The 21,864-nt window shown below is 60.7% G+C and carries 19 protein-coding genes and 1 pseudogene; 11 read left to right on the top strand and 9 right to left on the bottom strand.

The features are described 5' to 3' along the window. Positions 1–103: 103 nt before the first annotated feature. Entirely contained in the window at positions 104–2,152 is a 2,049-nt protein-coding gene (locus ACSSV8_RS14990; protein WP_454282980.1) for a pseudomurein-binding repeat-containing protein, read from the top strand. Beyond that, positions 2,145–3,338: a GIY-YIG nuclease family protein gene (locus tag ACSSV8_RS14985; protein WP_159965073.1), complete on the top strand. Its 1,194-nt coding sequence runs from the start codon at positions 2,145–2,147 to the stop codon at positions 3,336–3,338. The genes ACSSV8_RS14990 and ACSSV8_RS14985 overlap by 8 nt, the downstream gene beginning before the upstream one ends. Here ACSSV8_RS14985 and ACSSV8_RS14980 read toward each other — a convergent pair. The 8 genes from ACSSV8_RS14980 to ACSSV8_RS14945 form a co-directional block, all read right to left on the bottom strand. Beyond that, positions 3,319–3,477 (bottom strand): hypothetical protein, encoded by a 159-nt coding sequence (locus ACSSV8_RS14980; RefSeq protein ID WP_454282979.1) that lies wholly within the window; start codon positions 3,475–3,477, stop codon positions 3,319–3,321. The two genes, ACSSV8_RS14985 and ACSSV8_RS14980, sit on opposite strands and share 20 nt — an antisense overlap. Positions 3,478–3,622: 145 nt before the next feature. Next, positions 3,623–4,396 carry an MBL fold metallo-hydrolase gene (locus tag ACSSV8_RS14975; RefSeq protein ID WP_254656511.1) on the bottom strand — a complete coding sequence of 258 codons (774 nt, stop codon included), beginning with the start codon at positions 4,394–4,396 and terminating at the stop codon, positions 3,623–3,625. Between the two features lie 199 nt (positions 4,397–4,595). Then, positions 4,596–5,162, bottom strand: a complete 567-nt coding sequence (locus ACSSV8_RS14970; RefSeq protein ID WP_300551288.1) for a biotin transporter BioY — start codon at positions 5,160–5,162, stop codon at positions 4,596–4,598. Between the two features lie 53 nt (positions 5,163–5,215). Further along, entirely contained in the window at positions 5,216–6,382 is a 1,167-nt protein-coding gene (locus ACSSV8_RS14965) for an acyl-CoA dehydrogenase family protein (protein WP_300551287.1), read from the bottom strand. Then, complete coding sequence (locus tag ACSSV8_RS14960; RefSeq protein WP_454282978.1) at positions 6,379–8,397, bottom strand: acetyl/propionyl/methylcrotonyl-CoA carboxylase subunit alpha; 2,019 nt, start codon at positions 8,395–8,397, stop codon at positions 6,379–6,381. Before ACSSV8_RS14960 ends, ACSSV8_RS14965 begins: the two co-directional genes overlap by 4 nt. Next, entirely contained in the window at positions 8,382–9,176 is a 795-nt protein-coding gene (locus tag ACSSV8_RS14955; RefSeq protein ID WP_300551283.1) for a crotonase/enoyl-CoA hydratase family protein, read from the bottom strand. The genes ACSSV8_RS14960 and ACSSV8_RS14955 overlap by 16 nt, the downstream gene beginning before the upstream one ends. A gap of 9 nt (positions 9,177–9,185) precedes the next feature. Next, the gene (locus ACSSV8_RS14950; protein ID WP_454282977.1) at positions 9,186–10,784 is read right to left on the bottom strand and encodes an acyl-CoA carboxylase subunit beta; all 1,599 of its coding nucleotides are present in this window, start codon (positions 10,782–10,784) and stop codon (positions 9,186–9,188) included. Between the two features lie 3 nt (positions 10,785–10,787). Beyond that, positions 10,788–11,564, bottom strand: coding sequence for a TetR/AcrR family transcriptional regulator (locus ACSSV8_RS14945; RefSeq protein WP_454282976.1), 777 nt, complete (start codon positions 11,562–11,564; stop codon positions 10,788–10,790). A 201-nt stretch (positions 11,565–11,765) separates the two neighbouring features. Between ACSSV8_RS14945 and ACSSV8_RS14940 the strand changes: the two are divergent. The 5 genes and pseudogenes from ACSSV8_RS14940 to ACSSV8_RS14920 all read left to right on the top strand — a co-directional run bounded on the left by ACSSV8_RS14940 (position 11,766) and on the right by ACSSV8_RS14920 (position 16,027). After that, a pseudogene (locus tag ACSSV8_RS14940) lies at positions 11,766–13,006 on the top strand (IS256 family transposase). 474 nt (positions 13,007–13,480) lie between these two features. After that, complete coding sequence (locus ACSSV8_RS14935; protein ID WP_454282975.1) at positions 13,481–14,335, top strand: SDR family NAD(P)-dependent oxidoreductase; 855 nt, start codon at positions 13,481–13,483, stop codon at positions 14,333–14,335. Then, on the top strand, positions 14,328–15,131 hold the full coding sequence (locus ACSSV8_RS14930; protein ID WP_454282974.1) for an enoyl-CoA hydratase-related protein: 804 nt from the start codon (positions 14,328–14,330) through the stop codon (positions 15,129–15,131). Before ACSSV8_RS14935 ends, ACSSV8_RS14930 begins: the two co-directional genes overlap by 8 nt. A gap of 12 nt (positions 15,132–15,143) precedes the next feature. Then, on the top strand, positions 15,144–15,620 hold the full coding sequence (locus ACSSV8_RS14925; RefSeq protein WP_009819973.1) for a PaaI family thioesterase: 477 nt from the start codon (positions 15,144–15,146) through the stop codon (positions 15,618–15,620). Further along, entirely contained in the window at positions 15,617–16,027 is a 411-nt protein-coding gene (locus ACSSV8_RS14920) for a PaaI family thioesterase (RefSeq protein ID WP_009819974.1), read from the top strand. Before ACSSV8_RS14925 ends, ACSSV8_RS14920 begins: the two co-directional genes overlap by 4 nt. Positions 16,028–16,045: 18 nt before the next feature. Here the strand turns inward: ACSSV8_RS14920 and ACSSV8_RS14915 are convergent, their stop codons facing one another. Next, positions 16,046–17,395 (bottom strand): TetR/AcrR family transcriptional regulator, encoded by a 1,350-nt coding sequence (locus ACSSV8_RS14915; RefSeq protein ID WP_454282973.1) that lies wholly within the window; start codon positions 17,393–17,395, stop codon positions 16,046–16,048. A gap of 37 nt (positions 17,396–17,432) precedes the next feature. Here ACSSV8_RS14915 and ACSSV8_RS14910 point away from each other — a divergent pair, with 37 nt between their 5' ends. From ACSSV8_RS14910 to ACSSV8_RS14895, 4 genes are all read left to right on the top strand, one after another. Beyond that, complete coding sequence (locus ACSSV8_RS14910) at positions 17,433–18,260, top strand: glucose 1-dehydrogenase (RefSeq protein ID WP_009819976.1); 828 nt, start codon at positions 17,433–17,435, stop codon at positions 18,258–18,260. 84 nt (positions 18,261–18,344) lie between these two features. Further along, the gene (locus ACSSV8_RS14905) at positions 18,345–20,282 is read left to right on the top strand and encodes an AMP-binding protein (RefSeq protein ID WP_151975941.1); all 1,938 of its coding nucleotides are present in this window, start codon (positions 18,345–18,347) and stop codon (positions 20,280–20,282) included. Continuing rightward, positions 20,279–21,133, top strand: coding sequence for an SDR family oxidoreductase (locus ACSSV8_RS14900; RefSeq protein ID WP_009819978.1), 855 nt, complete (start codon positions 20,279–20,281; stop codon positions 21,131–21,133). Before ACSSV8_RS14905 ends, ACSSV8_RS14900 begins: the two co-directional genes overlap by 4 nt. Beyond that, positions 21,117–21,848: a helix-turn-helix domain-containing protein gene (locus ACSSV8_RS14895; RefSeq protein WP_151976021.1), complete on the top strand. Its 732-nt coding sequence runs from the start codon at positions 21,117–21,119 to the stop codon at positions 21,846–21,848. Before ACSSV8_RS14900 ends, ACSSV8_RS14895 begins: the two co-directional genes overlap by 17 nt. Positions 21,849–21,864: the final 16 nt, after the last annotated feature.

Genomic DNA, 21,864 nt, shown 5'->3' with positions numbered 1-21,864 from the left:
AATCATACTGTTACGATAGGCAGGGTGCGGTATCGTTACTTGATCGGGTTTTGATTGCCTGCCCCAAAGCGAATGATTCCGCGCCTCTCAGAAGGAAAACATCATGACACAGCAGGTTCCTTCCGTCTCTGTCAATTACGCGGCCAATGGAAGCTCGACCAAATCGAACGAGCTTGGCATGCGCGAAATGCAAGAGGGTGCCTATGAGAAGAGGGGCGAGCAATACCTGCTGATCAAGTCGCCGCCGGCATCTGGCAAGAGCCGCGCGCTCATGTTCATCGCACTCGACAAGCTACACAATCAAGGCCTGCGTCAGGCCATCGTCGTGGTGCCAGAAAAATCCATCGGGTCCAGCTTCAACGACGAGCCGCTGAGTAAGTACGGCTTCTGGGCAGACTGGACGGTTCAACCGCGATGGAACCTGTGCAACGCTCCCGGCGGGGATGACGGCAAGGTCGGCGCTGTCGGCAAGTTCCTGGCGAGCGACGACAAGATTCTGGTCTGCACCCACGCGACCTTTCGGTTCGCCGTGGACAAGTTCGGGATTGAAGCGTTTGATGATCGGCTCATCGCGGTAGACGAGTTTCACCACGTCTCTGCCAACCCTGATAACAAGCTGGGCACGCATCTGGGCGCACTGGTCGCGCGCGACAAGGTGCATCTGGTTGCGATGACCGGGTCCTATTTCCGCGGCGATGCCGAAGCCGTTCTGTCGCCCGAAGATGAGGCAAAGTTCGATACCTTCACCTATACCTACTATCAGCAGTTGAATGGTTACAAATACCTCAAGACGCTCGACATCGGGTATTTCTTCTATTCCGGGTCCTATGCGGACGACATCCTCAAGGTTTTGGATCCGACCGAGAAGACGATCCTTCACATCCCGAACGTGAACTCGCGCGAAAGCACCAAGGACAAGCATCGCGAGGTCGAGCATATCATTGACGCCCTGGGCGATTGGCAGGGAGCGGATCCCATCACGGGCTTTCAGCTGGTCAAGACGCCCGACGAGCGAGTCTTACGCATCGCCGATCTGGTGGACGACGAGCCATCCAAGCGTGACAAGGTTTCCGCCGCGCTGAAAGACTCCACGCAGAAGAACAACCGCGATCATGTCGACATCATCATCGCCCTGGGTATGGCGAAAGAAGGGTTCGATTGGATCTGGTGCGAACACGCCCTGACGGTGGGTTATCGCGCCAGCCTGACGGAGATCGTGCAGATCATCGGCCGCGCCACCCGCGATGCCGAGGGCAAGACCCGAGCGCGGTTCACCAACCTTATCGCGGAGCCCGACGCCGCGGCCGAAGCCGTGACCGAGGCAGTCAACGATACACTGAAGGCGATCGCTGCAAGCCTGCTGATGGAGCAGGTGCTGGCCCCACGTTTCAACTTCACACCCAAGACCGTGAAAAGTGGCCCTGTCGAAGGGTTCGATTACGGCGAGGGCGGCTATGACCCCAACAAGGAGAACGTTGGCTTCAGCGAGGCCAGCGGACAGTTCCAGATCGAAATCAAAGGCCTGGTCGAACCCAAGAGCAAGGAAGCCAAGCGCATCTGCCAAGAGGACCTCAATGAGGTGATCACAGCTTTCGTTCAGGACAAGACTACGATCGAACGGGGCCTCTTCGACGAAGAGCTGGTGCCGGAGGAACTGACGCAGGTTCGCATGGGCAAGATTGTCGGTGCCAGGTTCCCAGAGCTAGATGCAGAGGATCAGGAAGCGGTGCGCCAACACGCAGTTGCTGCGCTGAACCTGACCCAAAAGGCGAAAGAGATCGCGCTGTCGAACCGCGATGACACAGAAACAACCGGCAATACCGCCTTGATCGACGGGGTGCGCAAATTCGCAATGGACGTGCGCGAACTCGACATCGATCTGATTGATCGCATCAATCCGTTCGGCGAAGCCTACTCGATTCTGGCAAAGACGATGAGCGAGGAAAGCCTTCGGCAGGTTCAGGCCGTCATCTCGGCGAAAAAGGTGCAACTGTCACCGGACGAGGCGCGAGATCTGGCGAAACGCGCCGTCAAGTTCAAGCAGGAGCAGGGCCGTCTGCCTTCCATCACATCGCCTGATCCGTGGGAGAAGAAAATGGCCGAAGGCGTCGCCTATCTCGCGCGCATGAAGCAGGAGGCTACCAATGGCTAAGGGTTTCACCGACGAAGACGACGCCCTCCTTGCTGAGCTTGGCGTCGAGGTCGAGGTCAAGAAGCAGCTCAGCCGCACACCACGCGAAGAACGCATTATCGCTGGTTTTGAGGAAATCTTGCGATTTGCAGATGAGCATGGCCGGCCTCCCCAGCACGGGGAGGATCGTGATATCTTTGAACGCCTCTACGCCGTGCGTCTTGATCGGATCCGCGACTTGCAGGAATGCCGCGACCTCCTTGCCCCACTCGACGAGCAGGGTCTCCTAGCAAACACCCCTGCGCCCTCAGCATCAGACTCCGATGACCTCGATGACGATGCCCTCCTCGCCGAACTGGGCGTGGAAGTTGCTAAATCACCCCTCACGGAATTGAAGCATGTCCGGTCAACAGCCGAGAAAAAGGCCGCCGATGAAGTCGCAAACCGCGAGAAATGCAAGGATTTCGCGACGTTCAAACCCTTGTTCGAGCAGGTCCAGAAAGAACTGGATAGCGGCTTGCGCGAAACTCGCCCGTTCGAGATGAAAGCCGAGATCGAGAAGGGACGCTTCTTCATTGTCAGCGGTCAAAAGGCCTATGTCGCCGACAAGGGCGAGACCATCACCAACGAGCAAGGTCGCACGGATGCGCGTCTGCGGGTGATTTTCGACAACGGGACCGAGAGCAACATGCTGATGCGCTCGCTTCAGCGCGCGTTGAACAAGGACGACGCCGGACGGCGGATCACCGATCCTTCGGCAGGGCCACTTTTTTCCGATCAGACACTCGACGGTGATGAGGCGAGCGGGATCATTTATGTTCTTCGCAGCAAATCCGATCATCCACTCGTCACGGCAAACCGGGAACTCGTGCATAAGATCGGCGTCACCAATATGAGCGTTGATAAGCGGATTGCTGGCGCGCACTTGCAGCCGACGTTTCTGATGGCAAACGTCGAGGTGGTTGCGACTTATGAACTCTACAACATCAACCGAACAAAACTGGAGAACCTGATCCATCGCATTTTCGAACCCGCACGGCTCGAGATCGAAATCATGGATCGCTTTGGAAGGCCTGTGGTCCCACGAGAATGGTTCCTCGTACCCCTCTTCGTCATCAACGACGCTGTTGAAAAGATCAGGGATGGCACAATAACGAGCTATCGCTATGATCCCCGCGCTGCCGAACTCAAACGGATTTCGGGGTAGACGCCGCAATGGATGCTGCGTGCCGCTTTCTGGCACCCTCGACCAGCGGGATGTTGGCGGTCGTGCAGCTCATATCGGCAAGGCCGACGATGATCTTGAAATCACGCTGCTTGAGCACGCTGCGGCTGATGACGAGCATATTGTTGTCTCCCCAGTCAGGGAGCAACCGCCCGGGAGACCCGGGCTTCGCACCAGCCATTATGTCGCTTCTAGGAACCTTCCTTGCTGAGTGCTTCCATGAGATAGCAGTCGGCCAAGAGTAAAGTCGCATAATGATAGTTATGTTAAGTGGCTTTCCAAATCCCTTCGTCCTGAATCACCCGCGATTCTGAAAGAAGCTTCTCCAGATGCGCCGCAACGTTCCGTTCGGCGGCCAATGCAATATGCGGGTCGGACTTCCTGTAGACCGAAGTGGCAATATTCTGGAGCGAATCGGAGGTATTCGAGAGGTGCGCGAGAATTTCTGCCTCCCGACGCATTCGATTGGCGAGCAACCGTTGGGCGTAAGGTCTCAGGTCGCGGAGTTCGGGTCCGTGCCCCGGCAGGCAGATCTTATCGTCGCGCTCAATGAGCCGCTGAAGCTGGGCGCAGTAATCGCGCATGTTGCCGTCAGGGGGGCTGACGATCGAACTGTTCCAACTCATCACGTGGTCGCCCGTGAAAAGCACTCCATCCGGCCTCGCGAAGCAGAGGTGATCGCTCGCATGACCAGGTGTGTGCAGGACAGTGAGACCAGCGACCACCTGTCCGTCTTCCAAGAACCCGTCAGGTTCAAACGCATCGTCAGGAAATGCCCGCGAAACATAAACCGGCAAACCTGTGCGTTCGCGCAATGCCGGCACGGCCCCGAAATGATCGGAATGGTGATGTGTCAGGAGAATTCCGGCTGGGTTGGCTCCCAAATTCTCGACGATTGCTTCGAAATGTGCACTGTCTTCTGCTGGACCGGGGTCGATAATGAACCGACCGTCAGGAGTATCAATGATATAGCTATTCGTCCCGTGATAGGTCATCTTCCCGGGATTGTTCGCAACGATCCTTAGGATTCCCTCGGCCACCTCTACGCCCTGCGCACGAGGAGGGTCAGGCTCAGCGTAAAACATGTTGTTTCTTGTCATTCTTTACGACCATGTATTGACTGCGAACAATCCGGATCATGCAGCTCCGCCTCTTGCTCTTGCATAGATTCGGAATCCTCAGGCGGGCGTCCAGCGTCGGTCAAACCCGGCACTGGAACAAAGCAACGAAGCCCAGCGTTCAAACACGGCCCCGATTGTGGAACCCTGTATACAGCACCACGGCAATTGCCGCCTTGGCCATATCTCCAAGCAGGAACGGGTAAAGCCCGACGTTCAGCAATTTTTCTCCATAGCCGACAAAGCCGCCCAACCATAACAGCCCTGCGCAATACATAAGTGCAGAACCGAAAAGTACAGCGACAGTTGCTCGGAATGCAGGCTGAAACCCTCTCAACTTTTGAATCATCCATCCGGCGGCAGCCGCTGCGAATGCGAACCCAATCAAGTATCCGCCTGTGGGGCCGGCAATATAGACCAATCCGGCCGGCGCGGGAGGCGTGCCAGCGAAAACCGGAAGGCCAAGCGCGCCTTCCAGAAGGTAGATTGCTACAACAAGACCACCGCGAACCGGACCCAGAAAAAGTCCAAGGCCCAGGACTGCTAGGGATTGGGTCGACATCGGAACCGGGTAGAAAGGCACCACGATTTTCGCGGAGAGTGTCAGAAGAATGGTGCCGATGAGTATAGTTGCGAACTCTCGGGACAGACTTGCGATCGGTTGGCGTTGAGTGGATTCCAAATTCATGTCGTTAGTCCTTGTGTCAGCTGGTCGTTGATATGGTTTTTGTAATGGTGAGGTCACATCCGCTTGGCGACCTCTTCGAGCATGACCTCGGTGGCACCGCCGCCGATGGCCTGGACACGGGCATCGCGCGACATGCGTTCCACGGGTGTTTCCCGCATATAGCCCATACCGCCATGGAACTGGACACAGTCGTAAAGCACGCTGTTCACCAGCTCGCCACAATAGGCCTTGACCATCGATACTTCTTTGACGCAATCGCGGCCCGCGGCATCTAGTGACGCAGCGTGATAGGTAAGCTGGCGTCCCGCCTCGATCCGGGTCTGGCAATCGGCCAACCGCTGGCGCACTGCCTGCTTGTCCCACAGCACACCACCGAAAGCCTTGCGCTGCTTAACGTAATCCACAGTCATTTCCAGTGCGGATTGCGCTTCGGCGCAGGCCATTGCACCCAGCACGATCCGCTCGTTCTGGAAGTTCTTCATCACCGAATAAAAGCCCCGGTTGACCTCACCCAGCACGTTTTCGGCCGGGATGCGCACATCCTCGAAAATCAACTCGGCGGTGTCCGAGCACAGCCAGCCGGTCTTGTTCAAGGCCCTGCCGACCGAGAACCCCGGCGTGCCCTTTTCGACCGCGAACATGGTGATCCCGCGCGATCCCTTGGCGTCGGGGTCGGTTTTCGCGCCAACGAAATAGATGTCGCCATGCACCCCGTTGGTGATGAACATCTTGGTACCGTTCAGCACCCAGTCCGAACCGTCCTGCACCGCGCGGGTGCGCATCCCGGCGACATCGGAACCGGCGCCCGGTTCGGTCACGGCCACGGCGGCGATCTTATCGCCCGAGGTGATCAAAGGCATCCAGCGCGCCTTCTGTTCGGGCGAGCCCGCGTTTTCCAGATGCGGCGAGGCCATGTCGGTATGCACCAGAACCGTGGCCGAAAAGCCGCCGAAGGTGGAACGCCCCACCTCTTCGGCGAGCATCACGCTCGACATCACATCCAGCCCCGCGCCGCCATACTGCGGATCATAGCGCATGCCCAGCACGCCCAGATCGCCCATCCGGCGCAGCACGTCGCGCGGCACCATGCCGTCCTGTTCCCAGGCGTCGGCCTTTGCCGTCACCTCGGTTTCGATGAACCGGCGCAACTGCGCGCGGATCATCTCCAGATCTTCGTTGAACGGGCCTGTGGCCGCGTCGATGGGGTCTTGTCTGGTCATCGGGTTTCCTCCGGATCTAGTTTTACAAGGGGGGTCTGCCCGGCGACCGTATCGCCGACAGCGCAGTAGATTTCAGCTACGATGCCCGAAACGGGGGCGGTCAGGCTTTGCAGCAGTTTCATCGCCTCAAGCACCACCAGCGTGTCGCCGGCCGCCACCCGGTCGCCGGGCGCGACGCGCAGCTCGACCACGGCACCGGGCATCGGCGCACGCAGGGTGTCTGCCCCCCCGGCCTGTTCCGAGGCGCGTTGCAGGTGGCGGTCTGCCAGCGTTTCAAACCCGAAGGTGGCCATGCCGTCGGGCGCGGACAGATGCACCTGCCAGTGATCTTTGGCGCGGCGCAGATGCGCGGTGCGGGCAAAGGGGATACTGTCGATGCGCCCGGTTAGGCGATTGGCGGCCAGGTCGGGCGCTGCAATCGCCAAATGGGCGCCGTCGGGCAATATCACTGCCAGCTTCGTTGCATCGCCCGCCACGCGGGTCGGATCGTCATCGCCCAAGGCCCAATAATATGCCGCACCCGGTCGACCCGCAGGCGCGGTCAGGCGCCATGCGCCCAGCGTTTGCCACGGGGTGTTGCCGGTCTTTGGCGCCAGATGCAAATGCAGGGCCAGCGCTGCCAGCGCGCGGCTTTGCGCATCGGGTTCGGGGGGTGTCCAGCCGTTCACAAACATCTCGCCAAGCCCGGCGGTGTGATGCCGGATCGCGGCAAAATCGGGATGAATCAGCAAGGCGCGCTGAAACGCCAGGTTCAGCCCCACCCCGCCCACTGCAAAGCCGTCGATCGCGGCCACGCTGTCACGGATCGCCTGTGCCCGGTCCGGCGCATGGATGATCAGCTTGGCCAGCATGGAATCGTAGTGATGGCCGACAACTGAACCTTCCCTGACGCCAGTATCCAGCCGCACGCCCGAAGGCGGTGCCCAAAGCGTGATCGTGCCGGTTTCGGGGCGGTAGTTTTCAGCCGGGTTTTCGGCGGCGATGCGCATCTCGATGGCGTGGCCGTCGAAGCGCAGATCGGATTGCGCAAAGCCAAGCGCCTCGTCCCGCGCGATGCGCAATTGCCATTCCACCAGATCAATCCCGGTGATCGCCTCGGTCACGGGATGTTCGACCTGAAGGCGGGTGTTCATCTCAAGAAAGTAATACTCGGCGCGCTCGGGGTCATAAAGATATTCCGCCGTCCCGGCAGAGCGGTACCCGATCGCCTGCGCAAGCCGCACGGCGGCGGCGCGCATGTCCTCGCGCAGATCGTCCGGCAGATCGGGGGCCGGGGCCTCTTCGATCAGCTTCTGGTGGTTGCGCTGAAGCGAACAGTCGCGGTCGCCCAGGTGCAGCACGGTGCCGTTTGTGTCGCCCAGCACCTGCACCTCGACATGGCGGGCGCGGGGGGCATAGCGTTCCAGGAATACCGCCGGATCGCCGAATGCGCCCTGCGCCTCGGCCCTGGCAGAGGAGATCGCCTCGGGCGCGTCGGCCATATCGGTGACAAGGCGCATGCCGCGCCCGCCGCCGCCCGCGCTGGCCTTGACCAGGAACGGCGTGCCGAGCGCCTTGGCCTCTTGCAGCAGTCGCGCGTCGGACTGATCGGCACCGCGGTAGCCGGGCAGGACGGGCACGCCAGCGGCCTCGGCGGCGGCCTTCGCCGCGATCTTGGACCCCATCTGAGCGATGGCGTCGGGTTCCGGCCCGATAAAGACCAGCCCCGCAGCTTCGACCGCCGCCGCAAAATCGGCGTTTTCGGACAGAAATCCATAGCCGGGATGCACCGCACCCGCGCCCGTGGCGTGCGCGGCCCCGAGGATGGCCTCGATGTTCAGATAACTGTCAGATGGCGCGGCCCCGCCAATACAGATGGCGTGATCCGCCTCTGCCACAAACGGCGCGTCGCGGTCGGCTACGGAGAACACCGCCACGCTTTCCAGCCCCAGCTTGCGGCACCCGCGTTGGATGCGCCGGGCGATCTCGCCCCGGTTGGCGATGAGGACGCGGGTAAAGCTCATTTCACGCGCCATGACGGGCTGCCTTTGGCAAGAAAGCTGTTGATGCCCTCGATCCCTTCGCTGGTTTCCCAGGCATCGGCCAGCCGGTCGGCGGTGTAGATCATGTTGGTTTCCAGGTCATGCGCCGCGACATGGGCGATCAGCGCCTTGGTATCGGCCACGGCACCGGGTGCAGCCTGAAGGTGATCATGCACCACCCGTTCAACGGCAGCGTCCAGCGCGTCGGGGGCCACGACCTCGGTCAGAAGCCCGATCCGTTCGGCGCGCGCGCTGTCAAACAGGGCGCCCGAAAGCATGGTCTCGCGCGAATGAACCTTGCCGATGCGGGCGACCACATAGGGCGAGATATTCGCGGGCAGCAGGCCCAGTTTCACCTCGGTCAGGCCGAACCGCGCCTCTTCGGTGCTGATCGTATAGTCGCAAACCGATATCATGCCGACCCCGCCGCCATAGGCCGGGCCGTTGATCCGCCCGATCAGCGGTTTGGGCAATGTGTCGAGCCGGTGCAAAAGCTGCGCAAGCGTCGCACTTTGCGCGACCCGCTCGGCGCGGGTCTTTTCTATATTCGAGGCGAACCAGTTGAAATCCCCTCCGGCGCAGAAGCTTTTGCCGACGCCAGTCAAAACCACGATGCGCACATTGTCGGCGAATGCCAGCCGCCCCGCCGCATCATGCAGTTCCGCAATCAGCGTGCCGTTCAGGGCGTTGTGTTTCTCGGGTCGGTTCAGGGTTACGGTGGCGACACCGCGCGCATCGGTCCCGATCAGGAGGGTTTCATACGTCGTCGTCATGTCATTGCCTCACATTCTGAATACGGGTGTATGGCGCCCTGCCCCTGGCACCGATGTTACGATGGCCAGGCACAGGCCAAGGATGTCGCGGGTCTGGCCAGGTTCGATCAGCCCGTCATCCCAAAGCCGCGAAGTGGCGTAATACGGATCGGACTGTTCGCCATATTGGGCACGCACCTGCGCCTCGATCTGCGCAAGATCGGTCGCCATCCTTTCAGGCTCGCCGCCTTTCTGGCGGCGCAATTCCAGCATCACGTTGCTCGCGATGTCCGCGGACATGGTGGCCAACTCCGCCGTTGGCCAGGCAAAGAGGAAACTCGGTGCAAATCCGCGTCCGCACATGCCGTAATTGCCCGCGCCATAGGATCCGCCAAGCAGGACAGACAGGCGCGGCACCTTGGCGACGGACATGGCATAGACCAGCTTGGCGCTGTTCTTGGCGATGCCGCCGCGCTCCGCCTCGGTCCCGACCATGAAACCCGCGATGTTGTGCAGGAACAGGAGCGGGATATTGCGCTGGTCGCACATCGAGACGAACTGCGCGCCCTTCAGCGAACTGTCCGACATCAGCGCGCCGTTGTTGGCCAGGATACCGACCCGATAGCCGTGGATCCGCGCGGTGCCGCAAACCAGCGTCTCGCCCCAGCCGGGCTTGAATTCGCGGAACTCGCCCGCGTCGATCATGCGCAGCAGAACCTCGCGCATGTCGTAGGGCTGCTTGCGGTTGGCGCTGATGATGCCGAGCAATTCTGACGGGTCATGCGCGGGCGGCGCGGGGGCTGTGTTGGGCTGCATCGGGCGCGATGGACCAAGTTCTGCCACGATGTCGCGCATCAGCGCCAGCGCATGGTATTCTTCCTCGGCAAGATGGTCGGACACGCCCGAGACGCGCGAATGCATCTCGGCTCCGCCCAGCGTTTCGCCATCGACATCTTCGTTGATCGCCACCTTGACGATCGAGGGGCCGCCCAGATGGATGCGCGCGTTGCCGCGCACCATGATGACCTCGTCCGACAGCGCGGGAATATAGGCCCCGCCTGCCGTGCAGCCGCCGAACACGGCCGAGATCTGCGGCAAGCCGCTGGCCGACATGTTGGTCTGGCGATAGAAGGAATTGCCGAAATGGCGGGCGTCGGGAAAGACCCGGTCCTGCTCGGGCAGATAGGCCCCGCCGCAATCCACCAGATAAAGGCAGGGCAACCGGTTTTCCGCCGCGATTTCCTGGGCGCGGATGTGCTTTTGCACCGTCTCATGGTAAAATGATCCGCCCTTCACCGTCGCGTCATTGGCGATCACCATGCAGGGCAGCCCATGAACGATGCCGATGCCGGTCACGATCCCCGCACCAGGCACCTCGCCGCCGTATTGCCCGTAGGCCGCGAGCGACGACAGTTCCAGAAACGCCGTGCCCGGATCCACCAGCAGGTCGATCCTCTCGCGCACAAGGAGCTTGCCGCGTTTGCGGTGACGTTCCACCATATCGGGGCGTCCGCCCGAGGTGGCCTCGGCAATCCGCGCGCGCAGCGTCTCGACCCGCGCGCTTTGCGCCTGGTGATTGCGTGCGTAGATCTCTGATGCGGTCAGCACGGCTGTTTCAAGGCGCGCCATGGGTCAGGTCTCCTGTTCTTCGAGTATTCCGTGGAGGAACACATCGGCATAGGTTTGCGACAACGCATCTGCACTGCCGCGATCTGGGTCGAACCATTCAAGCGTGGCGTTCAACGCGCCAATCAGCATCAGGCGCAGGCGGCGAATGTCGAGGCCAGCTTTCAGCGCGCCGGTATTCTGAAGCCAGGACAACAGGTTGTCCCATTCGGCCTCATAGGCGCGGCGGGTGGGCAGATTGGCATCCCGGACGGATTGCGGCACCTGCCCGAAAATGCGCACATTGGCCGAAGAATAATCGCTTGCATCGAGAAGCGCGCGCAGATGCGCTCCGATTGCGGTTCTCAGGATCGCTTCGGCACCGGTGCCCTCGGGCAACGCGGAAACGGCGTGGCGCATGCTCTCGTGAACGACTTGAATACCTGCATCCAGAACGGCCGCGACGATCTCATCCTTGGAGCCGAAATGGTAGTAGATGCTGCCCGCCTTGATCCCTGCGGCCTCGGCGATCTTTCTGAGCGACACCGCTCCATAGCCCTGTTCGCGGAAGAGTCGCGCGGCAACATTCAGCACGCCCTCGCGGCCCACCACGTTGCGCGGGGTCTTGCTGGTCTCGCTCATCGTGGTATCCGGCAAGGCTTTTCTTTCGCAAATTACATAACTAACATACGTTAGGCATTCCAGCACTACCCTGTCAACCTTCTCGACACGTTTACCGGCGGTCTCTGAAATAGCCGTGGCCGTGTCGATGTCCTGATGAGTCGTCAAGACATATGCGGCCATCGTAGCCTCCCTGCTGCCGAAACAGTGCAACCAAGTTTTTCGCGGTGATTTGGTTTGCCCTGGGTAGTGCCCCACCGGGTGGTGTAAGAGGCCGCACGCGGAGCCTTTTGGCGTAGCGTAGCGTGCGGCCGGGCTGGCGGCCACCGCGCTTCTTCGTAGTCTGAGGTTGTTCAAAGACCGATGACAACGAAGGAGAGCACGATGACCGAGACCATGATTGACCTTCCGAGCGTGATCGCCAAGAGCGATGATGCCGATTTTCTGCGCGAGCTGATCCAGGATGCTGCACAGCGTCTGATGGACATCGAAGTGGCTGCTGTCTGCGGTGCCGGACACGGCGAGCGCAGCCCGGACCGGGAGAACCATCGCAACGGCTACCGACCGCGGCAATGGGACACCCGGGCAGGCACCATCGGCCTGAACATCCCCAAGCTGCGCAAGGGCAGCTATTTCCCCACGTTCCTGGAGCCGCGCCGGACAGCCGAGAAGGCGCTGATGGCCGTGATACAGGAAGCCTATATCCACGGGATCTCCACGCGGGCTGTCGACGATCTGGTGCGCGCCATGGGACTGACGGGCACCTCCAAGAGCCAGGTCTCACGGCTGTGCGAGGTGATCGACGAGAGGGTACAGGCATTCTTGAACCGGCCCCTCGAGGGCGACTGGCCCTTCCTCTGGCTCGACGCCACTTATGTGAAGCTGCGCGAGGGCGGACGCATCATCTCGATGGCGGTGATAGTGGCCGTCGCGGTCAACACTGACGGGCGGCGCGAGATCCTGGGGATCACTGTCATGCCCTCCGAAGCCGAGACCTTCTGGGTCGACTTGCCTCACGGTCTCTCACGCGTCGTGGGTTGCGTGGCGTGCAGTTGGTCATCAGCGATGCGCACGAGGGCCTCAAAGCGTTCGTCGGGCAAACGGTCCCCCGGACCGTTTGCTGATCCTCCTTACCACGCAAGGTCCTGGGCACCGGCTGGCAGCGCTGTCGCGTGCATTTCCAGCGCAACCTCCTCACCCGTGTGGGAAAGACCAACAAGCCGGTGATCAGCGCCGTGGTGAAGACCGTCTTCGCCGAGAAGGACCGCGACCAGGCCCATGCCCGCTGGCGCGAGGTCGTCGACAGCGTGCGCGAGCGGTTCCGGGATGTCGCTGAGCTCATGGACGAGGCAGAGCATGACGTGCTGGCCTACATGGCTTTCGATGAGAGCCTGCGCTCGAAGCTGCACAGCACCAACCCGCTGGAGCGCGTCAACAAGGAGATCAAGCGACGGACCAACGTTGTCGGGATCTTCCCCAACCGTGAAGCCGTGATCCGGCTCGTCGGCGCGCTGATGCTGGAGCAGAACGACGAATGGGCCGTCTCCCGCCGCTACATGCCGGTGGAAAAGCTGACCGCCATGTGCCACGATGAAAGTGAGACGGCGATGATCGCCGCTCAGTGAACGAGCAGCACCAGCTATGAAGAAGCAGGTGGACGCCAGTTCCTACACCACTCCTCGGGGCACTACCTTGCCCTGACCGCAGGTGCCATCACATCCTAGCCATATAGCCTTCGAATTTTTCTGCCTTTTGACATGGAACAATCCTGACATGGCCCACTTAAGCCTTGTCGCGCTTTGCGTTCTTTAATTTTTGATTCGGCGTACTATCAACGATGCGCAGGCTTGTCTCGCTGCCTGAGTCGCCGCACTTTCCGCTGATTTCGACCGTCTTTTGATCAAAGTAGACACTTACCAACTTCTCGTCTCAGTTCGAGCGCCAGAGGTCGGGCAGTTGTCGTGTTGCCAAAGCTTCCCCGCATCTTCCTTTCGCTTTGGGTGCAACGTCCCGTCGCAAAAAAGCTTGGCTTGATCTAATTTCTAACATGTGTTTGATTTCAGTCGACGCGATTGACACTCTGTTCGGCGGGTAAATACATGAGCGAAGAAAAAGCGCGGCGCTTTGCGCCAGACCTTATGGCCGGCCAGGTCGCGCTGGTTACCGGCTCCGGCTCGGGCATGGGTCGTGCCACGGCGCTGGAAATGGCTTCTTGCGGGGCTAGGCTGGCACTGTTTGCGCTCCGTCAGGAGCCACTGGAAGAGACCGCCCGGATGATCCGCGCGGCGGGTGGCGAGGCCGTTGTCGTGCCCGGCGACACCCGCGAAGAAGATAGTATAGAGGCCGCGATGGCGCGTATAAAGGACCAATATGGGCAGCTTGACGTCCTGGTGAATAACGCGGGCGGCCAGTATATCGCGGCGGCGCGCGACATCACCAACAAGGGCTTCGAAGCGGTGATCCGCAATAATCCGATCGGATCGTGGCAGATAACCCGCTGTGTGGCCGATCATTTCATGTGTGGCAATGGTGGCTCCATCGTCTTTGTGGCCGCCATTTCAGCGCGCACCGCGCTCACTGGTTTAACCCATACCGTCGCCGCCCGCGCCGGTGTGACGGGCATGATGAAGACGCTGGCTGCCGAATGGGGCGAATACGGTATCCGCCTGAACTGCGTCGCGCCGGGAACAATCAAGACCGAGGCGCTTGGCCGCTACCCCATTCCACCGGAACGTTGGAAGGAACTCAACCGCTCGGTCCTGAACCGTATGGCCGTGGCCGAGGACATCGCCAGCACGGTCATCTTCCTCGCGTCCAGATTGGGGAATTTCATTACTGACGAAGACATCCATATAGGTGGCGGGGAAACCCTGCACATGGGTCACGATGCCCGTGACATGATAAATCCTGAAATGTTCGAGAAGCGCGAACGAGGAGATGGCAAGAATGAGTAACCCCCCCGTTCTTCTGAATATCTCCGACAGGATCGCCACGGTCACGCTGAACGATCCGGAACGCCGCAATCCGGTTACCGGAAACGACATGATCGCCGCCCTTCTGGACACATTCGCGCAGGTGCAGGCAAACCCCGATGTTAGCGTCATGATCCTGACAGGCGCAGATCCGGCATTTTGCTCCGGTGGCGACATTAAGGAGATGAACGACCCCGAAAGTGTCTTTCGCAAGGAACCGCTTGCGGCAGCGCAAAGCTATGTCGACGGGGTGCAGCGCCTGCCCCTGGCGCTTTACAATCTAGACATTCCGACCATAGCCGCGGTCAACGGCCCGGCGGTTGGCGCGGGATGCGACCTGACCATGATGTGTGACATGCGCGTCGCCTCGGAAAAGGCGCGGTTCGGCGAGGTGTTCCTGAACCTCGGCATCATTCCAGGCGACGCGGGCAGCTGGTTCATGCTGCGCCGTCTGGGCCACCAGAAAGCCGCCGATCTGACCTTTTCGGGACGCATGGTCGATGCCGCCGAGGCGCTGGAGCTGGGTATGGTTCTGGAGGTCGTGGCCCATGACCGGCTCATGGACCGCGCCCGCGAACGCGCGGCCGTCATCGCATCGAAGCCGCCGCGCGCAGTGCGTGTCGCCAAGCGCCTGATGCGCAATGCCGAACGGATGGATCTGCCCGATTTCCTGAATTCCGCGGCGGCCTATCAAGCGTTGATGCATCAGACCGAAGACCACCATGAGGCGGTCGCGGCGTTTCTTGAAAAACGAAAACCGAACTTCACAGGGCGCTAGGGGAAACAACGCATGCGTGACATTACACGGGAGAAAATTGACCAGATCGCACAGATGTGGAATGCGCGCGGTAAGGGTCTGATTGATCATATGGCGCTTGAGATCGAAGAAGTATCGACCGAAGGCGTTCGGGTGAGGATGCCGTTCAATCCGGATTTCTGCGTTGACAGAGATCAGACCCTTCTTCACGGCGGCATCCTGACGGCCCTTCTCGACAGTGTATTCGGACTCGCAAACTTTATTGCCATCCAGGGTGTCAGCACGATGGCAACGCTTGACCTAAGGGTCGATTACCTGCGGCCTGCACATTCCCGAGCAGATATCTTCGTGCGTGCCCATTGCTATCGTCAGACTCGTCATATCGCCTTCAATTCTGGCAATATCTGGTTCGATGGCCATGAGGATGCGGAGATTGCCCGCGGATCCGCCTCGTTTGCCTTGACGCGCGGTGAAACCAGCCTGTTTGACGCCATGACAAGGGAAAAATGAACATGATGACCTTGCAAATCGTCAATGCAAATGTCTCCCGGGTGCCGTTCTTCCGATTTCTCAACTTCGAGGTCCAGAGCATGGACAGTCTCCATGCCGAAGCCGAGATGACCTTTTTAGAACGCCATATCGGCAACCCGGTCATGGAGCATTACCACGGCGGCATAATCGCAAGCTTCATGGAAGCCACTTCTGCAATCGCTGTTCAGCCGGATTTTGCGGACGTCCCTGCCAAGCCGATCAATCTTACCGTCGATTATCTCAGGCCGGGCGTGAGAGGCCCGCTCTATGCCCGCGCTACGGTGACGCGCAAAGGCAAGCGCATCGCGAGCGTGAGGGTGATGGCGTGGCAGACGGACCAAGAAAAACCAGTCGCGGAAGGGCTTTACCACTTCCTTTTGGTCTGATCGCAATAGTTGCGATCATTAAATTCCTGTTTGCGTGGCGCAACTGGCGTTATCCCTGTCGCAGATCCCTTCAAGAAGAAGCCTAATGAGCATGTCAGAAAACTCGGGCAGTGAAAGATACCCCTGCTTTTCTGCCTTGTTGGGATCGAACCACTCCACCGTCCAATTCAGGGCACCCAACATAACCTGACGCAGGGGTACAATTTTGATATCGGACCTGATAGCATCGTCTTGCTGCGCTTCGCGAAGAATCCTGTCCCAGAGTCGTCCGTATTCATGTCGAATCTTCCTGTGTCGCTCCCTGAAATGTTTGGGTAGCATACCGTAGCTTCTGATGTTGGCAGACGTGAATTCGCTTGCCTTGAAGAGAAAATGAAGATGTGTCCAGATTGCGGTCGCGATCCTTGCATGATGGTCATATGGCTTATGAAATTCTTCGACTGCGGCGCTGACACCAGATAGCAAATCGCTCAATCCGGCGTTCAGAACCTCGTTTACGATCTCTTCTTTGGATTTGAAATGGTAGTATACGCTGCCTGCCTTCATATCAGCTTCTGTCGCGATCTGTCTTAGCGTTGTCGCTTTGTAGCCATTGTCCCTTAGCACGCATGCTGCCGCCCTCAGGATTTCCGCGCGGGTATTTGCGGCCTTGGTGATCGATTTAGCTGCTTGGACGGGAATGGCGGCGCTTGTCTTCTGCCCCTCTGTGTTCGCTTTGTGGCGCGTACACATTCCGTCGAGTATCAGTTTGCTCATACGGTCCGAGAGGACACTCACGGGATATCGATCCACATCATACCATTCAACAGTCCAGTTCATTGCGCTCAAAACGAACTGGCGGATCGCGGTTATGGAAATGTCGCTTCTCAGGTGGCCGGCACGCTCCGCGTCTTTCAGAAAACTGCTCCATACCTCTGCATACGCGGCACGCAACTCACGGTGTGGGGCGCGGGCCTCATCCGACAGCATCGGATAGTTCCGGATATTGGCCGAGGTGAAGTCGCTGTCAGCCAAGAGAAAGGTGAGGTGCGTTTCGATGAGAATGGCGAAGGTCTTGCGAAAGTCCGGTATCTTTGCCAATCGGACGATGGTGCTGACCTTTTCGTAGAGTTCCCGAACCCCGATATCCAGCACTTCGCTCAGAATTTTATCTTTTGATTCAAAATGATAATAGATGCTTCCGGCCTCTATTCTAGATTTCTGCGCGATGTCGCGCATCGTTGTCGCATAGAAACCTTCGTGCCGGAAAAGGTGAGCCGCCGCAGAAAGAATCTCCCCGCGAGTCCTCTCTGATTTGCTCAGATCGTCTTCCGTATTCTTGATTGCATCAAACGATCGTACCATTGGCTGTCGATACTTGTCTGCCACAAGAGTGTCCATTGCAATAAATCTAACAATTGTTAGAATGAACGATGAGACGCTTCGAATCAAGATATTTACCAAGATGATACCGGAAAAGGAGGACCTCCATATGAGAGGGTTAAGGGGAAAACGCGTGATCATAACCGGCGGCGGCAGCGGCATCGGACGCGCGGTTTGCGAACGTTTCGGTGAAGAAGGTGCCGAGGTTGCGATTTTTGACCTGAACGACGAGGGAGCGCATGAAACGACCCGTTTGATCCAGCAAGCGGGGGGAACGGCGCAAGCATTCAACGTGGACATCACCGACCGCACCCAGGTCGACAAGGCCGTAGCCGCAGTCGAGGCCGGAGGCCCGATCGATGTGCTGGTGAACAATGCGGGATGGGACGAGATCAAACCGTTCCTCGACACGGACGAGGCCCTTTGGAAGAAGGTTATCGACATCAACCTTTACGGCCCGCTCAATATGCACCACGCGGTGTTGCCGGGCATGGTCAAGAACGGTGGCGGCCGCGTGATCAACATCGCCTCGGACGCCGGCCGCGTCGGCTCGTCGGGAGAGGCCGTTTACTCGGCCTGCAAGGGCGGGATCATCTCGTTCACCAAAACGGTCGCGCGGGAACTGGCGCGCAAAGGCGTCCAGTTGAACGCTGTCGCGCCAGGCCCGACCGACACGCCGCTCTTTGCCCAGATTGCTCAGGGTGAGGGCGGTGAAAAGATCGCAGAAGGTCTCAAGCGGGCCATTCCGATGAAGCGGCTGGCAAAGCCGACAGACTATCCGGGAATCATCTGTTTTCTGGCATCCGACGACGCCGGGTTCATCACAGGCCAGGTCATTTCGGTTTCAGGTGGCTTGTCGATGCACGGGTGATCGCGTCGCGATGCGATGTGATACGGCACAGCCGTAAGGCCGTGCCACAGGCGCGGCCTTGTCTGGCTTAGAGAAAGGTCAAGGATGTTCCAGCCATCTCCCGACATTCAGCGTTCAAGTACGCTTGCCGCTTTTCTGGCTGACTGTGCCGCGGACAGCTATGAAGATCTCGTCCGCCGCGCCAACGCCGCGCCGGACTGGTTCTGGCGCCGGATCATCGACCATGCCGGCATCCGGTTCAGCCGCCCCTACTTACAGCTTCGCGATATTTTCAAGGGACCCGAATCGATCCGATGGGCCGTTGGCGCCGCTCTGAACCTGACAGAGACATGCCTTGATGCGCGCATCGAGGAGGGGTTGGCGGACAAGATGGTGATCGACTGGGTCGGCGAGGATGCAAGCCGCCGCTGTTGGACCTATGCCGAGCTTGCCGCCGAGACCGCGCGCGTGGCATCGGCGCTTGCCGCGCGCGGGGTGAAACCGGGCGAAAGGGTGGGCATCTACATGCCGATGATCCCTGAAATCGCGGCGGCGCTTCTGGGTATCGCCCGGCTGGGGGCCGTGGCGGTGCCGCTGTTCTCGGGCTTCGCGCCGCCTGCCATCGTCAGCCGCCTCCAGGATGCCGGGGCGGTGGCGGTTCTGACGGCGGATGCCACGCCCCGGCGCGGCAAGCCCGTCTGGATGGAGGCCGCGCTGGCCGAGGCGCTGACCGAGGTGCCCGCGGTCCACACCGTCATCAGCCTGCGGCGATTCGGGGGCGTAGTGGCCGATCCGGCGCGCGATCTGGACTGGCAGGAGAGTGTCGGCAAGGCCGATCCGACACGCCCCGCCCATCCGGTCGAGGCCGACGCGCCGCTGCTAATCGCCTATACCTCGGGCACGACCGGCAAGCCCAAGGGCGTGGTGCATACCCATCTTGGTGTGCCGGCCAAGGCCACGGCGGATTTCCTGCTGTGCCTCGACATGAAGCGCGACGACCGGCATCTGTGGATGACCGATATGGGCTGGGTGATGGGGCCGCTCACCCTTCTGTCGGTGCTGCTTTCGGGGGCTACGCTGGTTCTGGCCGAGGGCGCGCCCTCGATGCCCGGCGACCCCTTCCGGCTGTTGCGGATCACCGCGGACATGAAGGTGACGCACCTGGGCATTGCACCGACGCTGGTGCGCCAGTTCATGACGCACGATCCCGCGCCGCTTTCCGGCTATGACCTTTCTCCCCTGCGTATCGTCGCCGCGACGGGGGAACCCTGGACTGACGATGCCTGGCTCTGGCATCTCGACCATATCTGCCGCCGCCACGCCGTGCCGCTGAACATCTCCGGCGGGACCGAGTTGTTCGGGGCCATCCTGACCTCGACCGTCCTGCACGAGATCAAGCCCGGCGGGTTTTCGGCCGAGGCCCTCGGTGTGGGCGCGAAAGTGCTGCGCGAGGATGGCAGCGAAGCCGCGCCGGGCGAGGTGGGCGAACTGGTCGTAAGCCAGCCGCCCATGGGCCTGACCCCGGCGATCTGGGGCGACCGGGAAAGATATCTTGAAACCTACTGGTCCACCTTCCCCGGTGTCTGGCGGCACGGCGACTGGGTGCGCCGCGATCCGGACGGCACATGGTATATCCTCGGCCGCTCGGACGATACGCTCAACATCGCCGGCAAGCGCATCGGCCCGCCCGAGATCGAGGCAGCCCTGACCGAAACCGGAGAGGTGGTGGACGCCGCCGCCATCGCCGCGCCCGATGATATCAAGGGCGTGGCCGTGGTCTGCATCTGTGTCGCGGCACCAGGTGTGACGCCCGATGCCGCCCTCGTGGACCGGCTCAAGGACCGGGTGGGCGAGGTCGTCTCCAAGCCCTTCCGCCCGCGCGAGATCCATTTCGTCGAGGCGCTGCCCAAGACCCGCAGCATGAAGACGATGCGCCGGATCGTCCGCGCGGCCTATCTGGGCGAGGATCCGGGCGATCTGTCATCGGTCAGCAATCCCGAAACCATGCAGCCCATTGCAGACCTGCGAAAGGAAACGCCATGATCACTGTCTTCGGAGCCACCGGAAACACCGGCGCGCCGCTTGTCGATACCCTTCTGGCCAAGGGGGCGGCAGTGCGCGCCGTCACCAGCGATCCCGCCAAGATCGAAAATCTCAAGGCCAAAGGGTGCGAGGCGGTCACCGCCAATTTCACTGACCCCGCCGCCCTGGAACGGGCCTGTGCCGGGGCCGAGAGGATCTACCTGGTGACGCCTGCGCATCTGGACATGCGCCGCTGGAAGGCGAATGCGATCGCGGCCGCCAAGGCCGCGGGCGTGCGCCATGTCGTTCTGGCCACCGGGCTGGGTGCGTCGCCCAAGGCCAAGGTGACCTTTGGCAAGTGGCACTCCGAGACGCAGGAACTGCTGAAGGAAAGCGGGCTTGACTGGACCTTCGTGCAGCCGACCTATTTCATGCAGAACCTGCTCTGGCAGGCCGACACCATCGCCAAAGACGGTGTCTATTACGACGATCTGGGCGGTCCTGTGGCCTGGATTGACGCCCGCGACATCGCCGATGTCGCCGCCGAGGCGCTGACCGGCCCGGGCCATGAGGGCAAGACCTATGGCCTGACCGGCCCCGAGGCCCTGACCGGCGAAGATATCGCGGCCATGCTGTCAGAGGTGACCGGACGCACCATCACCTGCGCGCCCCTGTCGGTCGAGGACTCCAAGGCGGCCATGATCGCCGCCGGGATGCAGGAAGAGGTCGCCGCAGCCATGGTCGAACTCGCCTCCATCGCCCCAAAGGGCTATCTCGCGGGGATCGAGACCACGGTCAGCGACGTGCTTGGGCGCCCGGCCCGCCGCCTGCGCGATTTTATCGCCGAGAATCGGGATGCCTTCGTCCAGTGACCTGACGGCGGCGCCGTTTTATCTCGAGTTCGCGCCGCCTGCGGGCGCGGAAGCACAGGTCGAGACTCTGTACGTTTTCCGCGACGCTGGCGTGCTGAGCCGTCGCGGAAGGGGGCTGTTCGCAACCGATCTGTTCGACCTGTCGGTGAGCGTTCTCAACGCCTGCGATACCGGCCCGCATGTGTCGCTCGCGCCACCCCGCCCCGGCTTCGTTCCCCGCCGGGCGTCTTTTTGCGGCATCGTGGCCGGGCTGCGGCTGTCGTCGCGACCGCAGCATATGCCCCCGGCCGAGACTTTCGACTCTTTGGCTTCGATCCTGCGACGGGTCAGAGTCGGCGATGACGCGATGCCTGAACTTGTCACCGCACTCGATGGATTGGCCGAAGACCTGTCATTCGCGGCGATCCCGCAGGCGTTCAGCGACCGGACCGGACGCCGCAGAATCCGGGCAGAGACCGGCATGTCACGAAGACGGCTCGCCGCGATCCGGCGTTTTCGCCGTCTGGTTGACGAACTTGCCTGCCAGACCCTTCCGTTGAGCGATCTCGCCCTGGACGCCGGATTTTACGACCAACCGCATATGTCATCCGCTTGTCGGGCCTTTGCCGACATGTCCCCCGGCGCGCTTCGCGGTCAGGCGGCGCGGCAACCGCTTGGCCATTTCTTACAAGATGAGCGGCTGAAGACCCGTGTAAAACATATCATCAACGGATAACGAGAGGAGCAAAACC

It is taken from the genome of Roseovarius sp. MBR-79 (genome assembly GCF_053628555.1).
Note: the sequence above shows the minus strand (reverse complement) of the source record. Positions and strands in the feature narration are given on the sequence as shown.